This window comes from Shewanella submarina (assembly GCF_042646185.1).
GTDB lineage: Bacteria > Pseudomonadota > Gammaproteobacteria > Enterobacterales > Shewanellaceae > Shewanella > Shewanella corallii.
In genome coordinates this window covers 96,600-119,039 of record NZ_JBHRTD010000001.1, presented here as the reverse complement: position 1 = coordinate 119,039, position 22,440 = coordinate 96,600, and the positions used below count along the sequence as shown (strand labels likewise).

Sequence of the window (22,440 nt, the reverse complement as noted above, 5' to 3'; positions counted from 1 at the left end):
TGTGGCCGTGATCTCATATTTGACAATGTGCCAGCCGACTGTGACCAGGATCGTATTTTAGCCTTAGCTTATCCGTATAATGTCGATTGTCAGACAATCGACCATGAGCGAAAGAAGGGACGGATAACATTTCGCATGGATAAGGTTCGACATGTATCCGCCCATTTGGCTGCAAATGGGTAACCGGGAAACCAGTTGCTGATCAGTGCACAGGACAGCAATCCCGGGAAATCAACGATAGCTGAGACGACGATAAATGAAAGCAATCAAACTTGCTTCTAACGACAACGTAGCAACATTGCTGGGTGACGTAGAAAAACATGAAGTAGTAGAAATTATTTCTGCTGACAATGAAGTGATCGCTGAGATTAAGGCACTTCAGAAAATTACCTTCGGCAACAAGATCGCCCTGTGCGATATCGCCAACGGCGAACAGATTCTTAAAGCCGGTCATTCTATCGGTAAGTCCATTACCGAGATCCCGCTGGGCCAGCTGGTTCACGTGCAAAACGTACGCAGTGAACGCCTGGATATTCCAGAAGCCATTATCGAAGAAATCATCAAGCAGATGGGGATTGAAAAGTAATGACCGCAACATTTAAAGGCTACCCACGTCCAAACGGCACCTTTGGTATTCGTAACCACGTTATGATCGTGGCCATTGATGAGTGCTGCGAAGGTATCGCCCGCAACATCAGCAAAGAGATCGAAGGCTCAGTTGTTGTTACCAACCACTACACCTGTATGTACGGTGGTAACGAAGAGATGATCGACACCATCATCCACACTGGCATTAACCCAAACATCGCCGGTGTACTGGTGATTGCCATGGGTTGTGGCTCTATTGACCCTGAGCTGGTTGCCGGTCCGGTTCGCGCCGAAGGCCTGCCTGCTCATACCCTGACTGTAATTAAAAACAAAGGCACTATCGAGACCATCAAAGACGGTATCGAACTGGCCAAACAACTGAAAGCCCACGCCGACAGCATCGAGCGTGTTGACGCCCCAGTATCTGCACTGCGCATTGGTATCAAGTGTGGTGGCTCTGACACCTCCAGCGGTCTGGCTTCAAACCCATCTGTGGGTGCGGCTTCTGACAAGCTGATCGACCTGGGTGCCACCACTATGGCCGGCGAACTGCTGGAACTGCTGGGTTGTGAAGATATTCTGAAGGCACGTTCTGTTTCCCCTGAAGTGGGCGACAAGATCGAACGTCTGATCGCTGAAGATCTGAAGCGCTGGCACGTGATTGAAGGCACTGAAACCATGTCTATCGGTAACAGTGTTGGCGGCCTGACCACCATCGATGAGAAGTCTCAGGGTGCCATGCACAAGACAGGTTCCCGCCCGATCCAGGACTGTCTGCGTATCAGCCACATTCACCGTGAGAAGCCAACCACACCAGGTTTCTACCTGACTGAAACCACCATGCTGTGTGGTGGCTCGGCGATGCACTTTGCCTCTCTGGGCGCTCAGCTGATCCTCTGGACCGCCGGTGCAGCAGGCTTTAACAACTCAATCGTTCCGGTTATCCGCGTATCAGGTAACAGCTCGCTGATCACTGCCGATATGGATATCAATGCCTGCGGCATCATGGATGCGACCGACACCATAGACAATGTCTCCAACAAGATTGTTGAGCGTGTGTTTGCTGTTGCCAATGGTGACAAGACCAACCTGGAAGGTGTGGGTTATGCCTATGCATCCCTGTACCAGAAAGACCAGCGTTTAGAGCATGTTATCGGTATCTGCCCGCAATGATACCAATTTCATTTAATAGTTGATCTGTTTCAGCGGGAGTTCAATGCGCTTGAGACAAGGCGAGTCGGCGAAGCCATAGTGGTTCTATGTCAAGGCGACTTAACACAGTATCAAGTGCATTGAAACCCGCACTGCGTGAGCCTGTCAGGCATCCTGCTCCTGTGTTGCATTGCTCTTAAAGGGAGCCACCCTTAGTCAATCAATGCGCCTTGAATCAGAATCCCTGACACGCTCTGAATTGATCAGACTATTAATGAAGTTGGTATACCCTCCCCTTTTTCAAAGGTGCTGAGCGCAGCGCCTTTATTCGAGATCTGAAAAATGAGTACTGTTACTCCAAATAAATCACTGGGTCTGACCCTGGCCCTGGTGTGTGCCGCACTGTGGGGCGCATCTTTCCCTCTGGGTGGTGTTCTGGCCGGTAAGCTGGACCCTGTTGTGCTGGCGATCGCCCGTTACGCTATTGCGACGCTGGGCTTTGTGCTGCTGTTTATGTTCTCCCGCAAGCACACCCTGAAGAAGATCCAAAGCAAGAAAGACTTTGCTCTGCTGGCTGCTGCCGGTGTATCTGCCCAGGCAGTGTTCTTCTACTTCACCATTCTGGCCTATGAGTTCACCTCTTCAGGCGAGATCGGTGTAATCAACGGTATGGCACCGTTCCTGACCATGCTGGCAGTTTTTGTTATCGACAAAATTAAGCCGACTGCACCTAAGATTTTCGCAGTGGTACTGTCTCTGGCCGGTGCCGGTGTGATCGCCTATGACCCAACCAACAAGATTCAGGGCCTGAACCTGGGTCACCTGTTCGCTCTGATGGGTGTGCTGGGCTTCGTAACCTACAACTATATTCTGGGTAAGTTCGGCTCTGATCTGAACTCCCGCTACGACCTGTTCTCAAGCAGCTTCTATCAGTTTGCTGCGGCTACTGTCGCCTTGCTGGTACTGGGTGTAGTAACAGGCGCAGACTTCAGCTCAGCCGCTGTACTGGTTGAAAACGGTAAGAACTTTGCTGCCATTATGGCGCTGGGCCTGCTGTGTTCCGGTATCGCCTACGCTATCTGGGAACTGGCTACCCTGAAAACTCAGGACGCCGTTGTCACTACTATGGCGCTGAACGTGCTGCCACTGTTCGCCATGGTCGTGGCTTACTTCCTGCTGGGTGAAACCATCACACTGCAGAAGCTGGCCGGTGTAGTGACCGTAGTTATCGCCCTGTGTATCTACACCCTGGGTGACAAGATCAAATTTGGTAAGAAGGCTGTTTCTCAGCAGCCGGTTGCTGAATAATTGCTGATGGCTCAGTAATTGATTTCAAAGTTAAACGCCCGCGAACGCGGGCGTTTTTTGTATCGAACAGAAACAAAAAAGGTGCCATTGGCACCTTCTGTGTTTCCATCATTATTCAGCAGTCAGCTCTTCGCTTCGCAACTCGCTGAACAACGTAATATTGGCTCTCGCCTCTTTATGGGCAAGGTCACCATCACCGCTGCAAATGGCTTCAACCAGGGCTCTGTGGCACTCACCACTTTGAGACAGATCGTAATCCTGGTGAGTCATGCCTATGTAGGCTTTCAGCTGGTACAGAATACGCTCATACATGGACTTCATGCGATCACTGCCGCTGATCTCCACCACTAACTGGTGAAAGCGCCAGTCCATATCACTGACTGCCTGAATATCGGTCGGCGCATCAATGCAAAGCTGACAGTATTCTTCAAACAGTGCCTTGAGTCTGAGCTTGTCATTCTCTGAAGCTTTCAGCGCCGCCATCTCAGCGGCCTGACCTTCAAGGGCCAGGCGCAGATTGTACAGCTCCCACAGATCTTCCCGCTCAATAGAGATCACATGCCAGCCGGAGTATGGCTTCTGCACCACCAGGCCATCATGAACCAGAGAGTTCAGTGCCATGCGTATGGTACTGCGGGACAAGTCCAGCTCCTTGGCCAGATTGCTCTCCACAAGCTTTTCACCCAAGCCAATATGACCATCAATGATAGCCTGGCGCAGGTATTGTGTGGTCTGCCCTTCCAGACTTTGTTTGACGATTTTCATGCCCTGGATATGCCTCTTGTACCGATTGGCGTTGATGCCGGATGACTGCAATAAGCGTCACAGCTTAACAGAAGATAAGTGTCAGCCAGAATAAGGGCGGTGAACTGCCGTCCGCAAGGGCGATCTTCCTCACGTTTATATACACATCCCGAATAATTTGATGACCTTCATTCACCATAAAAAAGGTGGCCGAGTAGGCCACCAAAGTTTAGGAGGAGTAGTCCCTGGGAAAGTAAAGCAGCTAACAAGCTCATCTATGATGATTACTGAGCTACTACCTGAGTTTGCTTATTGTTACCAACGAAAGTGCGTAACCAACCGAATGTCAGTGGTGCAAGAGCAATCATAAAGCAGGTGTATGCGATCAAGCAGTAATGAGCCATATTCATTCCCAGTAATGACCAATCATCTTCACCACAACCACCTGTCGGCGCAAATTCAAATGGCAGCCATTCATCAAGCGGCAGGTTCAGCGGGAAACGTGGGTCAGTAGAACAAGCCGCTCCGGCAGCATCACCAGCCGCAGCAAAAAAGTCCATAGATTCATCCACCACCATATGAGCCGCATTGTGAATATGCATCAGTTCATAGGACCAAGCCCAACCCTGGATGATCGCGTACCAAGCCAACAGCAATCCCAGAAACTTAAGAATGTTGTTCTTAGGATCAATCAAGATGATCAAACCTGCTATCACGATACAGCACTGGCTGAATCGGATATAAACACATAATTCACAAGGATCCATCGCCAGGAAAAGTTGGAAATAGAAGATGGCTGACAAAATCAGAAATACAGCCGCCCCAACCATGACCCACCAAATAGGCCGTTCTTGCTGCATAGCTGAAAGCTGAGTGGCCGGGTTAGCCTTAAAAGTTTCCAAAAAAGTTTGTATAGACATACTCATCCCTTACTTGGCAGACAGCTCGGCGATCAGATCCTTCAGCATATCCATAGATCGGATAGACTTAGTATTGATCAAGTACTTGCCATTGACAGTGATAGCTGGGATGCCTTGGATCTTGGCCACTTCCACACCCTGATCCCACTTGGTCATCAAGGCCATAACGTCAGCGTTTTTAGCATTCTTATCGAACTCAGCACGGCTCATTCCCAATATATCCAGAGAAAACGCTATGGTGGAGTCAGCATCTTTAAACTTCACCTTCTTCACATGGTACTGATCGTAATATTTGTCTTTCAGCTGTTTAAAAACCTTGTCTCCCTTCAGCACTTTAGCAATGGCTAAAGCGGTAGACTTTTCGACACCGAAAGGAGGTTTTGTGGTGATGTGGTATTGCTCCATGCTGACACCGTCAGGCAACAGGCTATCGTTGGGGATACCTGCTTTTTCATACTTGTAGCAAAATGGACAGTTAATGGAGTAAATCTTTACGACCTGATTCGGTGCATTAAATTGTGCACCTTCCGGAAGCGTTTGGTACTCCACTCCCTCAGTTGCAGCCTGGGCACCAAAGGCCAAAAAAAGAGTTGCGGCAATTGCGGTCAGCGTTTTTTTCATGATGTGCTCCAATGGAAATCTTTAATTTTTTAATGGGGAATTTGGGGAGGGTGCCAGTGGCCCAGGGCTGCACACTGGCACCTTTTAACTTACTGATTAAACATTGATTCTGGGTGAACTACGGTTGAACGATAGCCGGGCTCATGCTTCATCAGGGTTTTCACCTTAATTTCAACTTTCACCTCATTAGTTTTCGGATCAACTTCAGTAATCCAATGTTCAGGGGCCTTATCCCCTTCCAACAAACCCGCAGAGGCTGAAGCCATGAACATAGTCTTGTGATCCGGCTGGTACTCAGTAATAGATGTAATTGGGCTATACCATTCATAGCCACGTTCTTTGCCATATTCCCAGGTCTGTTGAACTGTCATCTTGTCCATATCGACCTTGTACTCGACACCGCGGGAATACTTCATATTTGGCAGCACAGGCTGCTCCAGACCACGACCATCACCATTATCAAACACGGTTACTGTGCCACGCTCAGCAACTGGCCAGGCAGTATGTTGAGTCCAGGTCCAATCAAAACCACCATCACAAGCTTTCTCGTCGCACTTCAGCTTGCGCCCTTTGCTATCAACAGGAGTCAGCACTTTGTCAGCAAATTTGCCTTCCCAACCCGCAGGAGTACCGATAATCCATTTCACTTCATCGTCACGACCAATCTTGATAACCGCGCTCTGATGACGGGAAGAGATGATGATACTGTCGTCTTCCGGGTCATAACCGATTGAGTTGATATGCAGCCAGTTACGACCGGTTCCTACACCAGCTACGTCCCCATAAGGCTCATTGGCCAACTCTTCTGCAGACATGGTTTTCCCGGCGGAATCTATGTCCACATTCAGACATACTGCGCCCATATCCAAAGACAAGAGCACATCATCACGCAGCGGATCCAGGATCTTATTGAAATCCCATACCTTCACTACGTCGCCATTGGTATTCACTTCAATGACATGATCACGGATTGTGTCGACTTTCAAACCATCAGCAGTGATATAGTCCTGCTTGCCCACACGCAGCAGCAGATTGCCATTCGGCATTTCTGTCACTTCATGGGAGAAACCTATATATCCTCTCGGGAGATCACGCTTGAAAATCGGCTTACCGATAAAGTCATACTTGGCATAGTAGGGAGGAACAAAGCCCGGATTCTGGTCGAACATCAGACCCTGGCCAAAAATAAGCTTGCCATCACGGGTTTGCTTAAAGGACATAGAGCCACCGGGACGGTCATAAATCACATCAGCACTCAAGTGCCAACGAACGTCACCATTAGTATCGATAATATTCTGGGTCGGATGCCAATCCCACTTATCACGGATATTAGGAGTAATGACCTGACCGTCCACCAAATAGAATCTATCAGTAAACCCCTTAGCGACAGTGACAGGCTCATACTCATACTGACTTCTATCCTGACCATCTATGTGTTGATGAGGAATATCATTGGTACGGATCTTATAGGTTTCTTTAACCTGCTTGCCCTTCAGCTTATAGGACACCTCGATCTCGTTCAGGTGGTCTGGGTACATACCGAATACAGGAATACCATTATGGGTGTTCAGTTGTGTCAGGCTAACAGGATAGTCAATATCAATGCCTTTTTTACCTTTACCTTTCACGCTAACTTCGACATCAGAAATAGTCTTACCACCAAGGTCAATAACGGCCACCAATGGGCTGAAGTCATAGGGATCAACATATACAAATCCCAGCTGTCCCTGAGCTTTTGCCGATGATGACGTACCAGGAAGGTCTCCACCAGCAGTGGCAGACATTGAGATTGCAGAACAGGTTACAACTGATGCAGCCAATACGGCTTGCATAACTTTATTAAGCTTCATTTGATACCTCAATAACAGACTAATTAGAATTTATATTGGAGTGAGTAAAATATTGCGTCGTGATAACCTTTCTTACCCATATTATTTTCGGCATAGCGATAACTAAGATTGACTGACCAATTATTATTTATGAGCCACTTTGTAATAAACTGACCATTAAAACCTGTCTTATCCATATCTCCTGCTAACTGCAAATAATGCTCATTGCGGCCAAAGTAAACTTCATGCCACCAGATGACTTTAAAATTTTGTTCCAGTAATGAAACATCCCGAGTTAGATTGAGATAAGCATAGCCACCGTTAAACCCCTGTTCATCAAAACTATTGTCGAAAGCCTTATAGGTGGCATTGACTAAGTGAGCTGCCAACGCCACCTGTACATAGGTTTTGTCGAAGTTTTTATCCCAGCTAAAGCCCAACAAAGTGTTGGTTTCGCCCCAGGCAGGCATTGATTTATCGAATACCTGACCATACAAATTGAAGTCAGATTCACCTAAATTTATTTGCCCAACCAGGTTAATTTCTGTGCCATACAGGTCCATGTTATCTATATTTTCCAGTGTAACATGGCCATATAGGTCACCAAACTCTGTACCATATGCACCAATCATTTTTGCATAAAGATTTGAATCTTTTGCTTTGCCAAAATGTTCTGTTGCATTGTTATTCCAATCCATTATTCCAGTTTCAATAGCAAGCATTGCGGCATTCGATATTGTCGGAATAAATAGAGAGGACATTAAGATCCCTTTTACAATAACTTTCACCATGGCTCTCCCTCTAAAAGTTGGAGGAATAATAAAAACCGAGCATCAACTAGAACTTGAACACAATCACAAAATTTTTCAGTAGCAAATAAACTTAATTCGAAGATTGAGTTTTAAGGTGTAAAATAAAAAAAGTTTTTTTTAGATGATGGAGCTCACATAAATATGGGAATCAACACTACAGACCATATTTTGAGAGTGGCAGAGCAATTAATTCACAGGGAAGGTGTGATTGGCTTCAAGTTTTGCTCTGTTGCAAAGGAAGCAGGGATTTCAACCACTACCCTATATAAGTCATTCAGCAATAAAGAAGATCTCTTGGTCGCATTGGCAAGCAAATGCTTTGATGGTTCGAAAAGTAAGAAGTGGTGGCTGACACTGGACTATGATGCCCTTAGCAAGGTGCTCGCTTACTACACATTACATTTAGATTGTTGCTCAGACAGTCCTTTCTACTCTTCCATGTCGACGCTGGCCTGCAATCAATTAATCTGCAGTCGTTCCAATCACCCCCATATCAGCGAGTTAAATAAACACGCCTATGGCTTTTGGCAGACCCCAATTGAGCTGTTACAACAGGCAAGAGCTGCCGGGCAATGCCAACTGACAGATGATGCAATTCAACGTCTTTGTGGCCTGATATCAGTAGTTATTCGGGGTAGAGAATTAATATCCAACACCGAAGTTGGCCGCAGCTGCAGTGAAGACGCGGCATTGACCACTCGTTGGATCCTGGAATTTTGCTTCAAACAAATGGGTTTCGATCATTTTGAATTACGTGAAGCCCTGGATAACGCTGACACTATGATAATGTTCGAAAAACTCAAGCAGTTCTGATATTTAGGCAGATACAAAAACGCCCGGTATTGCCGCAATGCAGTTCACTTAAGGGGAGCGGCATTGTAATCCACCGGATAACGGGTTTTAGATATCTTAACCGCCCTGGGTCTTGATGGCCTGGGGCGCTTTTCTTTGAAGAGCACAGACAAGTCTCCTCGCAGAGCTTGGAGTCTTTTAGGCGTATTTCCCGGTGACAAGGCCTTACTCATTACCCTCAGTTGACTCGAGATATACTGGCATGCGTATTTGAAGCTTATTTCATTCGGTGCTCGACCATGAGCCACCGCAGCTTGGCTTGCCTCCCGTCTTACCAGGTTATACCCCAGAAGCAGCCCCCATAACTCCTGATAAACCAGCGAGACGGTTTTACTTCTTAGCGTCAGGGCATTGTGCTTTTGATATCCCTATAGCCCAACTCTATTTCCCAGCGCTCATGATAGAGCGTGGCGACTTGCTCTGCGCTGTACCTCTCTCTAGGCAGCGAGGTAAATACCCTCTTTTCTTTCCCTTCAACCTCGTATGTTATCGACCTCACTTGCCATTTCTCTGGTAGGTCTGGGTTCTTTTTTCGTGCCTGCACAGAGACCTTCATTTCAACGAGATTATCATGAGTCTCTTCTTCATCGAGCAGTGTGTAGACCAAGCCTTTTTTTGCCGGAATGAGCCAATGCCTGTTAACACCACTTGCGGATAAGCTCAGTAGCAAATCTGCACCATAAAACCCTTTATCCAGCAGCGTGACCGAGTTATCGGGAAGAGAATTAATAAAGGGCTGAGCAAGTGGTATTTCACCTCGACGATAGGGGCTGATATCAGCATCGATGATGAGATGGGAGCGCACATTCATCATGCTGACATGACGAAGGACTGGGTATGGTGTTTGTCGCTGAGTTGAAGTGTTTCCGGAGCCAAAGTGCTCCCGAAGCTCGGAGGTGTCTGCCGTTCTAAATAACGCACCATCTACCGCAAAAACCTGAAGACCATGCCAGTCATCGTCGGGATACCTTTCTTTCCCCCATACTCCAGCGCACTGTTTAAACAACCATTTGGGCGCCTCGGCTCCCAACCGTTGACGTGCTTGAGTCAGTGCACTTTTAGCCAAAAGCGCTTCGTCTGCGAGTCCTTCAGCGCAGATGTTCATTCGACGAGCCACCTCCGCTATTGGCTCATTCCTGAAAAATGCCATGCCTACGATGAGCCAAAGGACCATATCACTGGGGAGCCTTCGACGCCTAATGGTCGCTTGGGTCGACAGAGAAGCTGCAGCGGCGACCCACTCTGAAGGGATATGCTCACAGAATGTCGTGAGCTGGGAAATATCGACGGGTGACGCTTCGATAAAGTCACTCAGGCAGGAAGACACAGGCATAAAAAAATCGGAAATCGATGAAGGATTTCCGATTTTGACTGATTAGAAAGATCGGTCAACCGATCCTTAACTGATCAGTATTCCGGTATTGCCGGGCGTTTCTTTGAGCCTGAACTCATCAGGCGAAGAAGTATAAGTCCGCACCCAGGAAGATAAACAGCACCATGCCCGCCCAGTTGTTATTGAGGAAGGCCTTAAAGCATGGGGCGCGCTCACGACCATTAATCAGCTTTTGCTGGTACAGGCCAAAGCCGATAAAGGTGATGATTCCCAGCGCGTACAAAAGACCGCGATCTGCAGCCCAACCGGCAGTAATAAAACACGCCAATGCAGCCAGCTGGAACAGGGCGATGATATGTCTGTCATAACTGCCAAACATGATGGCGGTGGATTTAATCCCTATCTTGAGGTCATCATCCCTGTCTACCATGGCGTACATGCTGTCGTAGGCCACCGTCCAGCACCAGTTCGCGGCAAACAGCCACCATGCGGCATGTGGCACTTCCCCCAACTGAGCCGCGTAAGCCATAGGGATAGACCAGCTCCAGACAATGCCAAGGAACATCTGCGGCATATTGGTAAAGCGCTTGGTAAAGGGATAGATGATGGTGAGGATAATACCCACCACAGACAACTGAACCACCAGAGGGTTCAGCATCAGCACCAGACCAAAGGCGAACAATGCCAGTACCACGAACAGGATTAATGCTTCCTTCGAGGTGACTTCTCCGGTTGCCAATGGCCGACCTTTAGTACGCTCTACGTGGGCATCAAGTTTACGGTCAGCAAAGTCATTGATGATGCAGCCACAGGCGCGCATCACGAACACACCAATGATAAAGATGCCGAGCACCTTAAGATCCGGCATGCCATTGGCCGCCAGCACCAGGGCCATCATGCATGGCCAGAGTAACAAGGTGGTACCTATGGGCCGGTCAATTCGCGCCAGCCTCGCATAAGCATCTAATTTTTCCCTAATATTCATTACGTTAGGCTCTCCTGATACGACTTCAGCCCCACTTTGTCATCCATTATGCAAGTAATTCAGTCACTGTACAGGCCTTTGCTGACTTGATGGCGATCACATAACCAATTGTGACCGCCAGTTAAGCAATCCAAAGTCGCTCCTGCACAAACTCAATTTGCTTATCCTCGTGCGCTTCGTGGTCTGAGCTTTTCGCTCTATTAAACCTTTTGCAGTTTGGCGTAAGCCACGACCAGCCACTTACTGCCGACATCATCAAAGTTCACCTGTACCCGCGCCTGAGGGCCACTGCCCTCATAGTTGGTCACCCTGCCTTCACCGAATTTGAAGTGCGTGACTCTGTCGCCCATGGCAAAGCCTGAGTCATTGAAAACCTTCTGTTGCTGATTGAATCTGTTGTTGGTCATAGGTGCACTCACCGATGCCTTCAAACGGATCTCGTTCAAATACTGAGCCGGGATCTCCTTGATAAAACGTGATGGTCTGGAGTAATCCTCGCGGCCGTAAATACGACGGGACTCAGCATAGGTGATATACAGATGCTGCATGGCTCGGGTCATCCCCACGTAGCACAGGCGGCGCTCCTCTTCGAGGCGGTCGCCCTCTTCCAGCGCCATCTTGCTGGGGAACAAGCCCTCTTCAACACCAGCCATAAACACCACGGGGAATTCCAGACCTTTGGCGGCGTGCAGTGTCATCAGCTGTACCGCATCAGTAAAGGCATCAGCCTGACCTTCACCGGCTTCCAAAGCAGCATGGGACAGGAAGGCATTGAGCTCGCCCATATCCTCAAGCTCTTCCGGCATCTCAAAGGTGCGGGCTGCAGTCACCAATTCTTCAAGGTTCTCTACCCGGGCGTGGGCCTTTTCGCCCTTCTCTGCCTCGTACATTGCCTTCAGGCCGGAATCACGGATCACCGTATCGGCCATGCGATACAAAGGCATCTCTTCGGTATCTGTGGTCAGTTGGATAATCAGATCCATAAAACCACGTACCGCATTGGCTGCACGGCCCGCCAGTACCTTCTCTTCCAGCAAACGCTGACACGCCTGCCACAAGGTTAGTGAGTGGTTACGAGCGGTAGAGCGCAGAATATCAAGGGTTCTGTCACCAATACCCCGGGCAGGAGTATTCACCACACGTTCAAATGCAGCGTCATCATCCCGGTTGGCCATCAGGCGCAGGTAGCCCATGGCGTCTTTAATTTCCTGACGCTCGAAGAAGCGCAAGCCACCATAAATACGGTAGGCGATCCCTTTGTGCAGCAAGGCTTCTTCCAGCACCCGCGACTGAGCGTTGGAGCGGTAAAGAATGGCGCACTCACTGAGCATGCCGCCCTTATCCTGCCAATCCATAATACGCCCGACCACAAAGCGGGCTTCATCCATCTCGTTAAAAGCACAGTAGACAGAGATAGGCTCGCCATCTTTGCCTTCAGTCCACAGCTTCTTACCCAGACGGTCAGGGTTATTGGCGATCAGTTCGTTGGAAGCATTCAGAATATTACCGGTGGAGCGATAGTTCTGCTCCAGACGGATGGTTTCGGCACCCGGAAAATCACCCAGGAATTTATGCAGGTTCTCGACCTGAGCACCACGCCAGCCGTAGATCGACTGATCGTCATCACCTACGATCATCACATTGGCACTATTACCTGCCAATACACGGATCCAGGCGTATTGAATGGCGTTGGTATCCTGGAATTCGTCCACCAGGATATTGCGGAATCTATCCTGATAGTGAGCGAGGATATGGGGCTTGTTGAGCCACAGCTCGTGAGCGCGCAGCAGGATCTCGGCAAAGTCCACCAGACCGGCACGATCGCAGGAGTCCTGATACACCTTGTACAGGTTCAGCAGCTGCTGCTCCAGCGGGAAACCACCGGCGTCGATATGATTGGGGCGCAATCCCTGATCTTTCTTGCCATTGATATAACCGGCAACCATACGGGGAGGAAACTGCTTCTCATCCAGATTCAGGGTTTTGAGAATACGCTTGAGCATACGCAGCTGATCGTCAGAATCGATGATCTGGAAGCTTTGCGGCAGGTTGGCGTCCTGATAGTGAGTACGCAGCAGTCTGTGTGCCAGGCCATGGAAGGTACCTATCCACATGCGGCCGACATTACCGCCGACGGTTTTCTCCACCCGCTCGCGCATTTCGGCAGCCGCTTTATTGGTAAAGGTTACCGCCAGAATGGAATAGGGACTCTGGTTCTCTACCTGCATCAGCCAGGCAATTCTGTGAGTCAGCACCCGGGTTTTGCCACTGCCGGCACCCGCCAGTACCAGCATGCTGGATTGTGGCGCTGCCACCGCCTCACGCTGTTTATCGTTCAGACCATCAAGTAAAGAAGATACGTCCATTCCCGCCTCCGCAAAAAATACGCGGGCATTATATCGTAATGGAGTGTAGTTGGGGGACTGCATAGAGATTTGCAATGCCCTATAAACATAAAAGCTCCTGCACATGGCAGGAGCTTTCAGGCACAACAGAATGAAGGATTAAGCCTTATCTTTAAGCCCTATATTGTCCATCCAGGAGTCGAAGTCGACCATATTGGCGGGCAGGATAACCCGGCTGGATTCTTTGGACAGGCCATCAAGCTGCTTGAGGTACTGTTCAGCCAGCTGCATCCGCAGGGCGCTCTGGCCGCCGGGGGCGGAGATGACTTCAGCCAACGCCTGGATTGATTCTGATGTGGCTTTGGCCAGTTCCATGATCTCTTCGGCGCGACCTTCCGCTTCGTTGATGCGCTTTTGCATCTCACCTTCAGAGAGGTTGATCATCTCAGCCTTCATACCCTCTGAGCGATTGATCTTACTCTGCTTGTCACCTTCACTCTTAGCCAGCAGGGCACGGCGTTCACGCTCGGCATTTACCTGCATCTCCATGGCATTCTTCACGGTTTCAGGTGGCGTGATGTTTTTAATCTCGTATCTGTGTACCCGAATGCCCCAGGTTGCACCCGCTTGATCCAGTACTTCCACCACCTTGGCACTGATGATGTCACGCTCCTCGAAGGTGCGATCCAGCTCAAGGGTACCAATAACCGAACGGGTGGTGGTCTGCGCCAGCTGAATTGCGGCATAGCGGTAATCAGTAATGCCGTAACTGGCTTTAATGGGGTCGATAACCGAGATGTAGATAACCCCATCCACTTCCACGTTGACTTCGTCACTGGAGAAACACTCCTGTGGTGGTACGTCGATGGTTTCCTCTTTCAGGTCATGGATATAGGCAACCTTGTCGATAAAAGGCACCAGCGCATGAAAACCCGCATCCAGGGTGCTGTGGTATTTGCCAAGTCGCTCTACCACGTAGGCAGACTTGGTGGGTACCAAACGGATGGACTGCAGCAGCTTGATAACGAATACCGCGAAGATCAGTCCCCAGATCGCCATTACGATCAGATCTTTGTCTACTCCACCTATCATGACTGGCCTCCTTTGCCTGAGTTAACGCTGCTTGCAACCTGATTCATACCCTCAAAAAATCCCTCCAGCCTGGCCAGTTCGGTCGGTACCACAGAGACATCGGCTGTGTTCAGCACCTTACCCAGCTGCTCAATAAATTGCTCTTTAAGCTGCATGTTCATGGCATCTGTACCGCCCTTGGTCGCCAGTGCCTCGGCCACCATAGCCATGCCCTGCGCCTGAGCCCGGGCCACAATGGCAATCTCCTGCGCAGTACCCTTGGCTTCGTTAATACGCTTTTGCTTCTGACCTTCGGAGATGTTGATCGCCTGCTGGCGTTCACCTTCAGACAGGTTAATCATGGCTGCCTTCTCGGCGTTGGCCAGGGTGATTTCAGCGCGCTTACTGCGTTCAGCTTCCATCTGTTTTTCCAGAGTGTGGATCACATGATGGGACGGGGTGATGTTTTTAATCTCGTATCTGAGGACTTTGATCCCCCAGGGATCTGAGGCTTTGTCGATCTCCCGTACAATAGACTCATTCAATTTTTCACGCTGGGAGAAGGTATCACTCAATGTCAGCTTACCGATTTCACTTCGCATGGTGGTTTGTGCCAGATTGACTGCAGCCATACGGTAATCTTCGATGCCATAACTGGCCAGCTGACCATCCATCACCTTGATATACACCAGACCATCTACCGCCAGCTGAGTATTATCCTTGGAGATACAGCTTTGAGGTGGCACATCCAGCACCTCTTCACGGGTATCATGGCGATAAGCGACACGGTCGACAAAGGGAATAAGAAAGTGGAATCCGGGCTGAAGCACCGCCCTGAATTTGCCCAGTCGCTCAATCACGGCGACTTCGCGCATGGGTACAATTAACAATAACTTGTACAGAATAAACAGCACAAACAGGAGTGCGAGTGTCAGTTCAAACATAGTTTCCTTCCTTGTTAATGCTCGTCAACAATCCCGGCTTGGGATGACGATTAATCTTCCTTCAGCGGTTCAACCACCAAGGCGATATTCTCACGGCAGATAACTTTTACCTTGCTGCCAACAGGGATTTCAGTGCCATCACCCAGGGCTGGCCATTCAGTGCCCTGAAACTCTACTCTGCCCTGCTGCTGACCCGGGCCTATCGCCTGCTTAACCAGCGCAGGTTGCTGAAACAGATCCAGCTCTTCGTCGGTATTGTCCACATGGGCGTCACCACCAATCAGCTTTTGAGTCAGACTGCGAAACGCCAACAACAGGATGATGGATGAGATAAACCACAGGGTGAAACTCTGTGCCAGGCCTGCGACCAGCCCCAGACCCGTCGCCGCCGCGACGATCAGACAGGCAACTCCCAGCAGAATCACAATACCGCCGGGAATAATCAGTTCGGCAAACATCAGTGCAATGCCTACTGCAGCCCAGATGAGGATAGGATTGGATAGTGTCATAGTCGCTCCCTTACATGACCTTGGACATAATATGTCACAATAAATTATCCACGCCTATTAATTTCTGCTTAAGTTTCGCTCAACATAGTGACAGGAATATAAAAAAAGCGCTTTGCCTTTATCAGCAAAGCGCCTTCAACTTAAACTTTAAAACTAAGCCAGTAGTTTACGTGCTGCATCCACCACGATGGATACGGCCGTCGTCTCGGTTTGCTTCATGGTGACTTCGTCCGGGATCTCCTGCTGGGTGCGGTTTACAATCACACCGGCAACACATGCAGCACGCCAGCCGTTGGTAGCACACATGGTAAACAGGGTTGCTGACTCCATTTCATAGTTGAGTACGCCCATCTCCTGCCACTCCTTCATGGAGCCGACAAAGCGGCGGGTTACCCGACCACTGACGGTGTCGTATCTTTCCTGACCCGGATAGAAGGTGTCGGAGGATGCAGTAACACCTACATGGGGCTCAACTCCGGCGTCACGACAGGCTGCGACCATGGCAGTTGTGCACTCAAAGTTGGCAACAGCCGGAAACTCCATAGGAGCAAAGTGCAGACTGGCGCCATCCAGGCGAACAGAAGCCTGAGTGACAATCACATCTCCAACATTCACATCAGGTTGAATAGCTCCCGTTGTACCAACGCGCAGGAAAGTGGTTACGCCCAGTTGCGCCAACTCTTCAACGGCAATAGAGGTAGAAGGACCACCAATACCTGTCGAGCACACCACCACAGGCTTACCATCCAGGTATCCCAGATAGCTGGTGTACTCTCTGTGGCTGGCAAGGAAAACCGGGTTATCCATCAACCCGGCAATGCGCTCAACCCGCTTTGGATCACCGGGAACAATTGCCAGAGTGGCGCCATCCAGCATGGCTTTGGTCAACCCGAGATGAAATACGTCAGACATGATTCTGTCCTCTTGGAAAATGTAACAACGAAAATGACTCTATCGGACTCGCCGCAGGTAAATTGTTAAGTGAATCACACTTCAATCAGATGTTCTTCGTGGAATCATCATGGATGATTAGGGTCTGTTGACCTTTAGTGGTTGAATTTTGCTCGAGATAGACGCGCTTTAATCGCGACGCAAGGTGTGCCGCCTAGTGGGCCTAAGCAAATACCTTGCAACAAAGAGTAAAGCGCGTATAGCCGAGCCCTTCGGGCAGCGTTTGTCGCCGCTTTCTACTGCATTAACGCTCATTTATGTAGAATAACTACACCACAATCGCGTTGCTTTGTATAAAACAACGACAAAAAGCTGCAAAACCACCTTTAAAGGTTAACAGACCCTAACCGACTCAAGCCAGAGCTCACAGGCTTTTGCGGATAAAATAGCAGCAAGCGGCCGGCAATAAATGGGGATGCGAAACGCACTTCCACTCATTTGTTTGATCAGGATCACTTAAATGCTCATCACAGGCGCGTAGGGTAAGAGTTAAGGAAGGTTTGTAACAATTGTTAAGGGGAAGACCAATGTTTCCAGAATATCGCGGGCAGTTCTGATTAGGTGTGATAAAACGGGCTATCCCTTGAAGGAATACTGCTGAATTGATATTCTCCGCGAACGAGTAACAAACCGCCCTTACTAAAGCACAGAAATGAAAGCTATCCTTTACCAACGGTTTTCCGATTCAACTCAATCCGTTGGGTCTTCAATCTACCGCCAATCTAAATTAGCAACTGAGTGGTGCGATAAGCACGGCGCAGAGCTGATTGATGTAGTTACAGATGCCGGTGTATCTGCTTTCAAAGGAAAGCATGCAAAGAGAGGTGCGCTTTCAGAAGTCATAACAGCTATTGAAAACGGCGACATACCCAAAGGCTCTTATCTGCTAATTGAGAATATCGACCGGCTAGGTCGTGACCAGATTGCAGAAGCTCAAGAGCGATTCATTAGTATTTTACGGCGCGGCGTGAAAATCGTTACTCTGCAAGATGGAAAAGTATTTGATGAAGAATCAGCTAATAATATGGGTGATATTATTTGGCTGGTTGTGTCTATGGCTAGAGCCAATGAGGAGTCAAAGACAAAATCAAATAGAGCTTTTGCAGCGTGGGAAGCTAAAAAGAAAGATGTAGACAAAGGCAAAAAGCCTAAACTACGTTGTCCATCTTGGCTTGATTACAATAATGAAACTGAGTCATACGAGTTAAACGATAAGGCAAAGTACATAGAGCTAATTTTTGATTTATACATCGAATTTAGGTCAATGAGTGCTGTTGCTAGAGAGCTTAATAAACTCGGCGTTCCCAGACTCGGAAAGGCTAAAGACTGGGGTCAAACCTCAGTGCGCTGGATTCTAATAAACAAGGCTGTGATAGGCGAATTACACAGCCGGAGCCTGCGCGCAGAGAACTTTTTCCCTCAGATAGTCAGTGACGAAAAGTTTTTCCTGGTTCGGTCTATCCTCGATAAAAAGAATGACGAGGAAAACAAGATCTCTCCAAAATCGAACGGCGAGTATTCAAACGTTCTAACAGGGATAGGTCGCTGTGGTGTTTGTGGTGACACTATGTTTATGCACGGCAAGAGTCGTTACTCTGAGAAAGCTGGCGCAATGGTGAACTACAAGTATCTGAAATGTACTTCACGCAGACACAACTACAAAGGATGTGGTTTGCCTACCTTTAGATATATTTATCTAGAGGCGGTTATATCTGTTATCGCTGCAAAGCTCGAAAGCATGCCAAACTCCGGTGAGTCAATTTCTAGGTCTGGATGGTTAAAGGGCACAATTGATTCACTATTAACGCAGCTTAAAGACACTGAATCAAAGATTGATAACTTGATTGATGTTTTAGCAGATACTCCGAGCGCGAAACTTAAAACAAAGTTAAAAGAATTAGAAAAGAAATGCTCAGATATTAGAGTTGATATAGATAAGCATAAGGCAGAGCTTTCTAGAATATCTAACTCAAAGAGTGATTCATCATTATTCACTAAGGTTAAGTTGTCTGCAGAGAGTATGAAAGACCCTAACTACAGGGTGAGATTTGCCTCCGCAATAAGCAGGATGGTTGATAAATTTATATTCAACCAGGACGGCTCGATTTATATCGAGGCGATGGGCAATACCATACACGTAAATAGAATAAAAGGTGACGTTGAGATTAAATTCAACGATTCTGACGAGTCCATGATCAGGCTCACAGTTAAGTAAGACCGCCTTGCGTTAATAACAGCCCGATATGTATGTTGCCCTCACAACATCATATCGGGCTTTTTCATGGACAAAAGCGATGCAAGTACTGGGGATGTTGGTTTTTTTGACTACAGTCCTGGGGTTTCAATCATGATTGTGTCTGACACAGTGATGCTTGGGGAGCAGGACGGCAAAGGTAACCAGGACAAAGCCGGAAAAAATTCAGTTACCAACAATGGAGATAACAATAATGGCGATTGTGACGCTAATCATGGGGGATAGTGGCGCTGGGAAGTCTACCAGCCTCCGCAACCTCGATCCGCTCAAATCTCTACTGATCCAACCAGAAGCAAAGTCGCTTCCATTCAAATCCAAGCCATGGCGCACCAAGTTCACAAAGGCCAGTCCACAGGGTTCTGTGTACGTGTCAGACCGTTACGGGACTGTGCACACGGTCATTAACGCAGCGGTGCAGTCTGGCAAGAAGGTGATCATCATTGATGACGCCAACTACTACATGCAGAACGAATCCCTACGAAATGCCGAAATCAAAGGATATGACAAGTTTGTATCCATGGCTAAGGACTATTTGGCGCTATTTGATCACTGTCGAAAGTTGCCTGACGATGTGCGCGTATACGTCATGACGCACACACAAACAGATGACCAGGGCAGTGTCCGCCCCAAGACCGTAGGGAAGATGATCGACTCTCAGATTGTATTAGAGGGGCTTTTCACTATCGTGCTGCGCGCCATGGTGCGCGATGACCGGCACTACTTTTCCACCAAAACCACCGGCTCAGACTGCGTGAAAACGCCAATAGGGCTATTTGACCAGCCAGAAATCGACAACTGCCTTGCTGTGGTCGATGCGGCAATCTGCGACTACGAGGAAATCAACGATGCAGTTTAACCAGGAACAAGCACAGAAATCTGGACAGTTTGGCATTTCAACCGGCGCACATATTGGTGCGGTCACCGGCAAGAAGGTTGTATCCCAAAAGACTGGGGCGCAAGGCATCGAGTTAAGCCTGACAACACGCGAAGGCGATGACGTTAACTATCTGTCGGTGTACTACCAAAAAGGCGATGGTTCAGCCATTGGCATTGGTACCAACATCATTCAGGCGATCATGGGTTGCCTGGGCTTGCAGGGAATGAATATCGAGCAGCTGCCTGACGGCGCACCTGTCCAGGAGCTGAAAGGTCAGCCACTTGGGCTGGTACTTCAGAAGGTTCTGTATAACAAGCTCGATGGCAGCGACACCTACAAATTTGAGATCAAGCAGGTGTTTTCTGCTAGAACACGCCAGACATTCAAAGAATATATCACTAAATCACAGCCTGCAGCCGTGGATGCCCTGGTCGCAACTCTCGATGACCGTGACGACAGAAAGCCAATGCAGCAACAAGCATCATCACCTAATGGTTGGGGTAATCAAGGTGATAACAACTGGCAAGGCGGCTATCAGCAGAACTCTGGCACATCTTCGACTATTCCAGGCGGCGATGGCTGGGACGAAATGCCAGCTGATTTTTAATTAACATTCAGCAATCAGAACAGCAGACGCCGACACACAATCGGCGTCTAAATGGAGAAAAATGGAACTTAGAAGCTATCAAAGCAGGTTTGTTTCCAGGTCAATTGCGGCACTTCAATCACACAGCGGTGTTATTGGGATTGCAGCAACTGGAGCCGGAAAAACAGTCATGCTTTCTGCCGTAGCAAAGGAGTTTCAGCGCGTCCTGGTACTGCAGCACCAAACCGAGCTGCTGGAGCAAAACTCCAATACCTTTGCATGGGTTTGCCCTGATCGCCCTTTCGGCCTGGTTGACCCAAATTCCAATGAGCATGGTCACACAGCCACCTTTGCTATGCGCCAAACGCTCATCAACCGGCTTGATGACTTGCAGCCAGTTGACCTGATTGTCATTGATGAATGCCACCACACTCCCTGCAGTGAATATGCAGCCATCATTGAACGGGCAAGACAGCTCAATCCTGGCACAAAGCTATTCGGCGTCACCGCTACACCTGAGCGTGGCGACAAAGCCAATATGTCAGCCTTTTATGACGTTATATCGGACAAGGTAAATATTGATGACCTAATCAGGCTCGGGTACCTGGTACCGCCAACGGCCTACATCATCAAACTGGCATCATCAGCAGAACTGGCTGCAGCCGCTAATGATGATGAGCTTATCGAAGGCATCCTTAACACCGATATTGCAAACGAAAGGGTGATAGAGGAATGGAAAGACAAGGCAAACGGGCGCAGGACGGTTGTATTTTGTCAGACTGTGGCACATGCAAAGTCCGTTGCTGCCGCATTCGACAGCGCCGGTATCAGCGCGACCTATGTAGACGGCAGAATGCCAGCGCGCACCCGCAAAAAGCGCCTCAAGGACTTTGAAAAGGGCAAGTATGACGTTGTAACCAATGCCACCTTGCTGACTGAGGGCTACGACTGCCAACCAATCAGCTGTGTGATTCTCCTTCGGGCATCTTCCAGTAAGTCGTCATTGATTCAGATGGTCGGGCGCGGCCTGCGCCAGTTAGACCCTTCCAGGTTCCCTGATGTAGTGAAATTCGACTGTGTTGTTTTGGACTTCGGTATCTCCCTGCGCAAGCACGGAAATTTGGATGCTGGAGCCCGACTTTCATTTGACCAGGACGACTACCAGGCAGAAACAGATCCGGCACTGCAGTGTCCAGCTTGTGGTGGGGCTATTGAGTACAGGATGAGAGCCTGCCCGACCTGCCATCACATCATCGAAAGAGACAGTGAAGGCGTCCCCAAGCCAGTAGAGAAGCAGCGGAATGACTTTGAAATGGCCGAGCTGGAAATCTTCAAGGCATCCAGATTCCACTATGAGCGAGTGGGGAAAAACATCCTTATCACTCATGGGTGGCAGGCATGGGTGCTGCTCTACAACATCAATGGGGTTTATTACACCGTAGGCGCAAAGCACAAGTGCAGAGCCAAGTTACTTGGTTGCACTCCCAACAAGATTGCTGCCCTGGCAACTGCAGATGACTTTGTGAGCCAGTACGGCGACCCAAACCTATCAGGCAAGCAGAAGGAATGGCTAAGGGATGAAGCCACGCTTAACCAGATTCAATACCTCCCCGAGCGTTACCACACAGTGTACCTAACAAAGCACCAGGCAATGTGCCTGATGGTACTCGCTGGCGACCCTGGGCGCTGGGAAAGAATTAGAACTAAGTGCCGTGAGCACTACGAACAGACGGGACACAAATATGCCGTTAAATGACTA

General features: G+C 48.9%; 20 protein-coding genes and 1 pseudogene. 9 read left to right on the top strand and 12 right to left on the bottom strand.

From position 1 onward, the window contains the following. Positions 1-256: 256 nt before the first annotated feature. From ACFOE0_RS00550 to ACFOE0_RS00540, 3 genes are all read left to right on the top strand, one after another. Entirely contained in the window at positions 257-586 is a 330-nt protein-coding gene (locus tag ACFOE0_RS00550) for a UxaA family hydrolase (protein ID WP_248936478.1), read from the top strand. Beyond that, positions 586-1,761 carry a UxaA family hydrolase gene (locus ACFOE0_RS00545; RefSeq protein ID WP_115137497.1) on the top strand — a complete coding sequence of 392 codons (1,176 nt, stop codon included), beginning with the start codon at positions 586-588 and terminating at the stop codon, positions 1,759-1,761. Before ACFOE0_RS00550 ends, ACFOE0_RS00545 begins: the two co-directional genes overlap by 1 nt. Before the next feature lie 321 nt (positions 1,762-2,082). Further along, positions 2,083-3,048, top strand: coding sequence for a DMT family transporter (locus tag ACFOE0_RS00540; RefSeq protein WP_115137496.1), 966 nt, complete (start codon positions 2,083-2,085; stop codon positions 3,046-3,048). A gap of 111 nt (positions 3,049-3,159) precedes the next feature. Here ACFOE0_RS00540 and ACFOE0_RS00535 read toward each other — a convergent pair whose 3' ends face one another. The 5 genes from ACFOE0_RS00535 to ACFOE0_RS00515 form a co-directional block, all read right to left on the bottom strand. Then, positions 3,160-3,813, bottom strand: a complete 654-nt coding sequence (locus ACFOE0_RS00535; RefSeq protein ID WP_248936477.1) for a GntR family transcriptional regulator — start codon at positions 3,811-3,813, stop codon at positions 3,160-3,162. A gap of 263 nt (positions 3,814-4,076) precedes the next feature. Next, positions 4,077-4,712, bottom strand: coding sequence for a disulfide bond formation protein B (locus ACFOE0_RS00530; protein ID WP_248936476.1), 636 nt, complete (start codon positions 4,710-4,712; stop codon positions 4,077-4,079). Positions 4,713-4,721: 9 nt separating this feature from the next. Then, complete coding sequence (locus tag ACFOE0_RS00525; RefSeq protein ID WP_248936475.1) at positions 4,722-5,333, bottom strand: thiol:disulfide interchange protein DsbA/DsbL; 612 nt, start codon at positions 5,331-5,333, stop codon at positions 4,722-4,724. An 89-nt stretch (positions 5,334-5,422) separates the two neighbouring features. Then, positions 5,423-7,183 carry an aryl-sulfate sulfotransferase gene (locus ACFOE0_RS00520; protein ID WP_248936474.1) on the bottom strand — a complete coding sequence of 587 codons (1,761 nt, stop codon included), beginning with the start codon at positions 7,181-7,183 and terminating at the stop codon, positions 5,423-5,425. A 23-nt stretch (positions 7,184-7,206) separates the two neighbouring features. Beyond that, entirely contained in the window at positions 7,207-7,953 is a 747-nt protein-coding gene (locus tag ACFOE0_RS00515) for a hypothetical protein (protein ID WP_248936473.1), read from the bottom strand. A 162-nt stretch (positions 7,954-8,115) separates the two neighbouring features. On the opposite strand from ACFOE0_RS00515, the gene ACFOE0_RS00510 reads away from it, so the two are divergent. Next, entirely contained in the window at positions 8,116-8,787 is a 672-nt protein-coding gene (locus ACFOE0_RS00510) for a TetR/AcrR family transcriptional regulator (RefSeq protein ID WP_248936472.1), read from the top strand. A gap of 44 nt (positions 8,788-8,831) precedes the next feature. On the opposite strand, the pseudogene ACFOE0_RS00505 reads toward ACFOE0_RS00510, so the two are convergent. From ACFOE0_RS00505 to udp, 7 genes and pseudogenes are all read right to left on the bottom strand, one after another. Continuing rightward, a pseudogene (locus ACFOE0_RS00505) lies at positions 8,832-10,159 on the bottom strand (IS4 family transposase). 118 nt (positions 10,160-10,277) lie between these two features. Then, positions 10,278-11,144 carry a 4-hydroxybenzoate octaprenyltransferase gene (ubiA, locus tag ACFOE0_RS00500; RefSeq protein ID WP_248936471.1) on the bottom strand — a complete coding sequence of 289 codons (867 nt, stop codon included), beginning with the start codon at positions 11,142-11,144 and terminating at the stop codon, positions 10,278-10,280. A gap of 200 nt (positions 11,145-11,344) precedes the next feature. Further along, positions 11,345-13,510 (bottom strand): DNA helicase II, encoded by a 2,166-nt coding sequence (uvrD, locus tag ACFOE0_RS00495; protein WP_248936470.1) that lies wholly within the window; start codon positions 13,508-13,510, stop codon positions 11,345-11,347. Between the two features lie 138 nt (positions 13,511-13,648). Continuing rightward, positions 13,649-14,581 carry an SPFH domain-containing protein gene (locus tag ACFOE0_RS00490; protein ID WP_248936469.1) on the bottom strand — a complete coding sequence of 311 codons (933 nt, stop codon included), beginning with the start codon at positions 14,579-14,581 and terminating at the stop codon, positions 13,649-13,651. After that, positions 14,578-15,504 (bottom strand): SPFH domain-containing protein, encoded by a 927-nt coding sequence (locus ACFOE0_RS00485; RefSeq protein WP_115137470.1) that lies wholly within the window; start codon positions 15,502-15,504, stop codon positions 14,578-14,580. The genes ACFOE0_RS00490 and ACFOE0_RS00485 overlap by 4 nt, the downstream gene beginning before the upstream one ends. 50 nt (positions 15,505-15,554) lie before the next feature. Further along, positions 15,555-16,013 carry an NfeD family protein gene (locus ACFOE0_RS00480; RefSeq protein ID WP_115137469.1) on the bottom strand — a complete coding sequence of 153 codons (459 nt, stop codon included), beginning with the start codon at positions 16,011-16,013 and terminating at the stop codon, positions 15,555-15,557. Between the two features lie 153 nt (positions 16,014-16,166). Beyond that, positions 16,167-16,925 (bottom strand): uridine phosphorylase, encoded by a 759-nt coding sequence (gene udp, locus ACFOE0_RS00475; RefSeq protein WP_115137468.1) that lies wholly within the window; start codon positions 16,923-16,925, stop codon positions 16,167-16,169. 691 nt (positions 16,926-17,616) lie between these two features. Between udp and ACFOE0_RS00470 the strand changes: the two genes are divergently transcribed. The 5 genes from ACFOE0_RS00470 (at position 17,617) to ACFOE0_RS00450 (ending at position 22,437) form a co-directional block, all read left to right on the top strand. Further along, on the top strand, positions 17,617-19,179 hold the full coding sequence (locus tag ACFOE0_RS00470) for a recombinase family protein (RefSeq protein WP_248936468.1): 1,563 nt from the start codon (positions 17,617-17,619) through the stop codon (positions 19,177-19,179). A gap of 66 nt (positions 19,180-19,245) precedes the next feature. Continuing rightward, positions 19,246-19,443: a hypothetical protein gene (locus ACFOE0_RS00465; RefSeq protein ID WP_248936467.1), complete on the top strand. Its 198-nt coding sequence runs from the start codon at positions 19,246-19,248 to the stop codon at positions 19,441-19,443. Next, the gene (locus ACFOE0_RS00460) at positions 19,412-20,074 is read left to right on the top strand and encodes an ATP-binding protein (RefSeq protein ID WP_248936466.1); all 663 of its coding nucleotides are present in this window, start codon (positions 19,412-19,414) and stop codon (positions 20,072-20,074) included. Before ACFOE0_RS00465 ends, ACFOE0_RS00460 begins: the two co-directional genes overlap by 32 nt. Then, positions 20,064-20,702: a hypothetical protein gene (locus ACFOE0_RS00455; RefSeq protein ID WP_248936465.1), complete on the top strand. Its 639-nt coding sequence runs from the start codon at positions 20,064-20,066 to the stop codon at positions 20,700-20,702. Before ACFOE0_RS00460 ends, ACFOE0_RS00455 begins: the two co-directional genes overlap by 11 nt. A gap of 61 nt (positions 20,703-20,763) precedes the next feature. Then, complete coding sequence (locus tag ACFOE0_RS00450) at positions 20,764-22,437, top strand: DEAD/DEAH box helicase (RefSeq protein WP_248936464.1); 1,674 nt, start codon at positions 20,764-20,766, stop codon at positions 22,435-22,437. Positions 22,438-22,440: the final 3 nt, after the last annotated feature.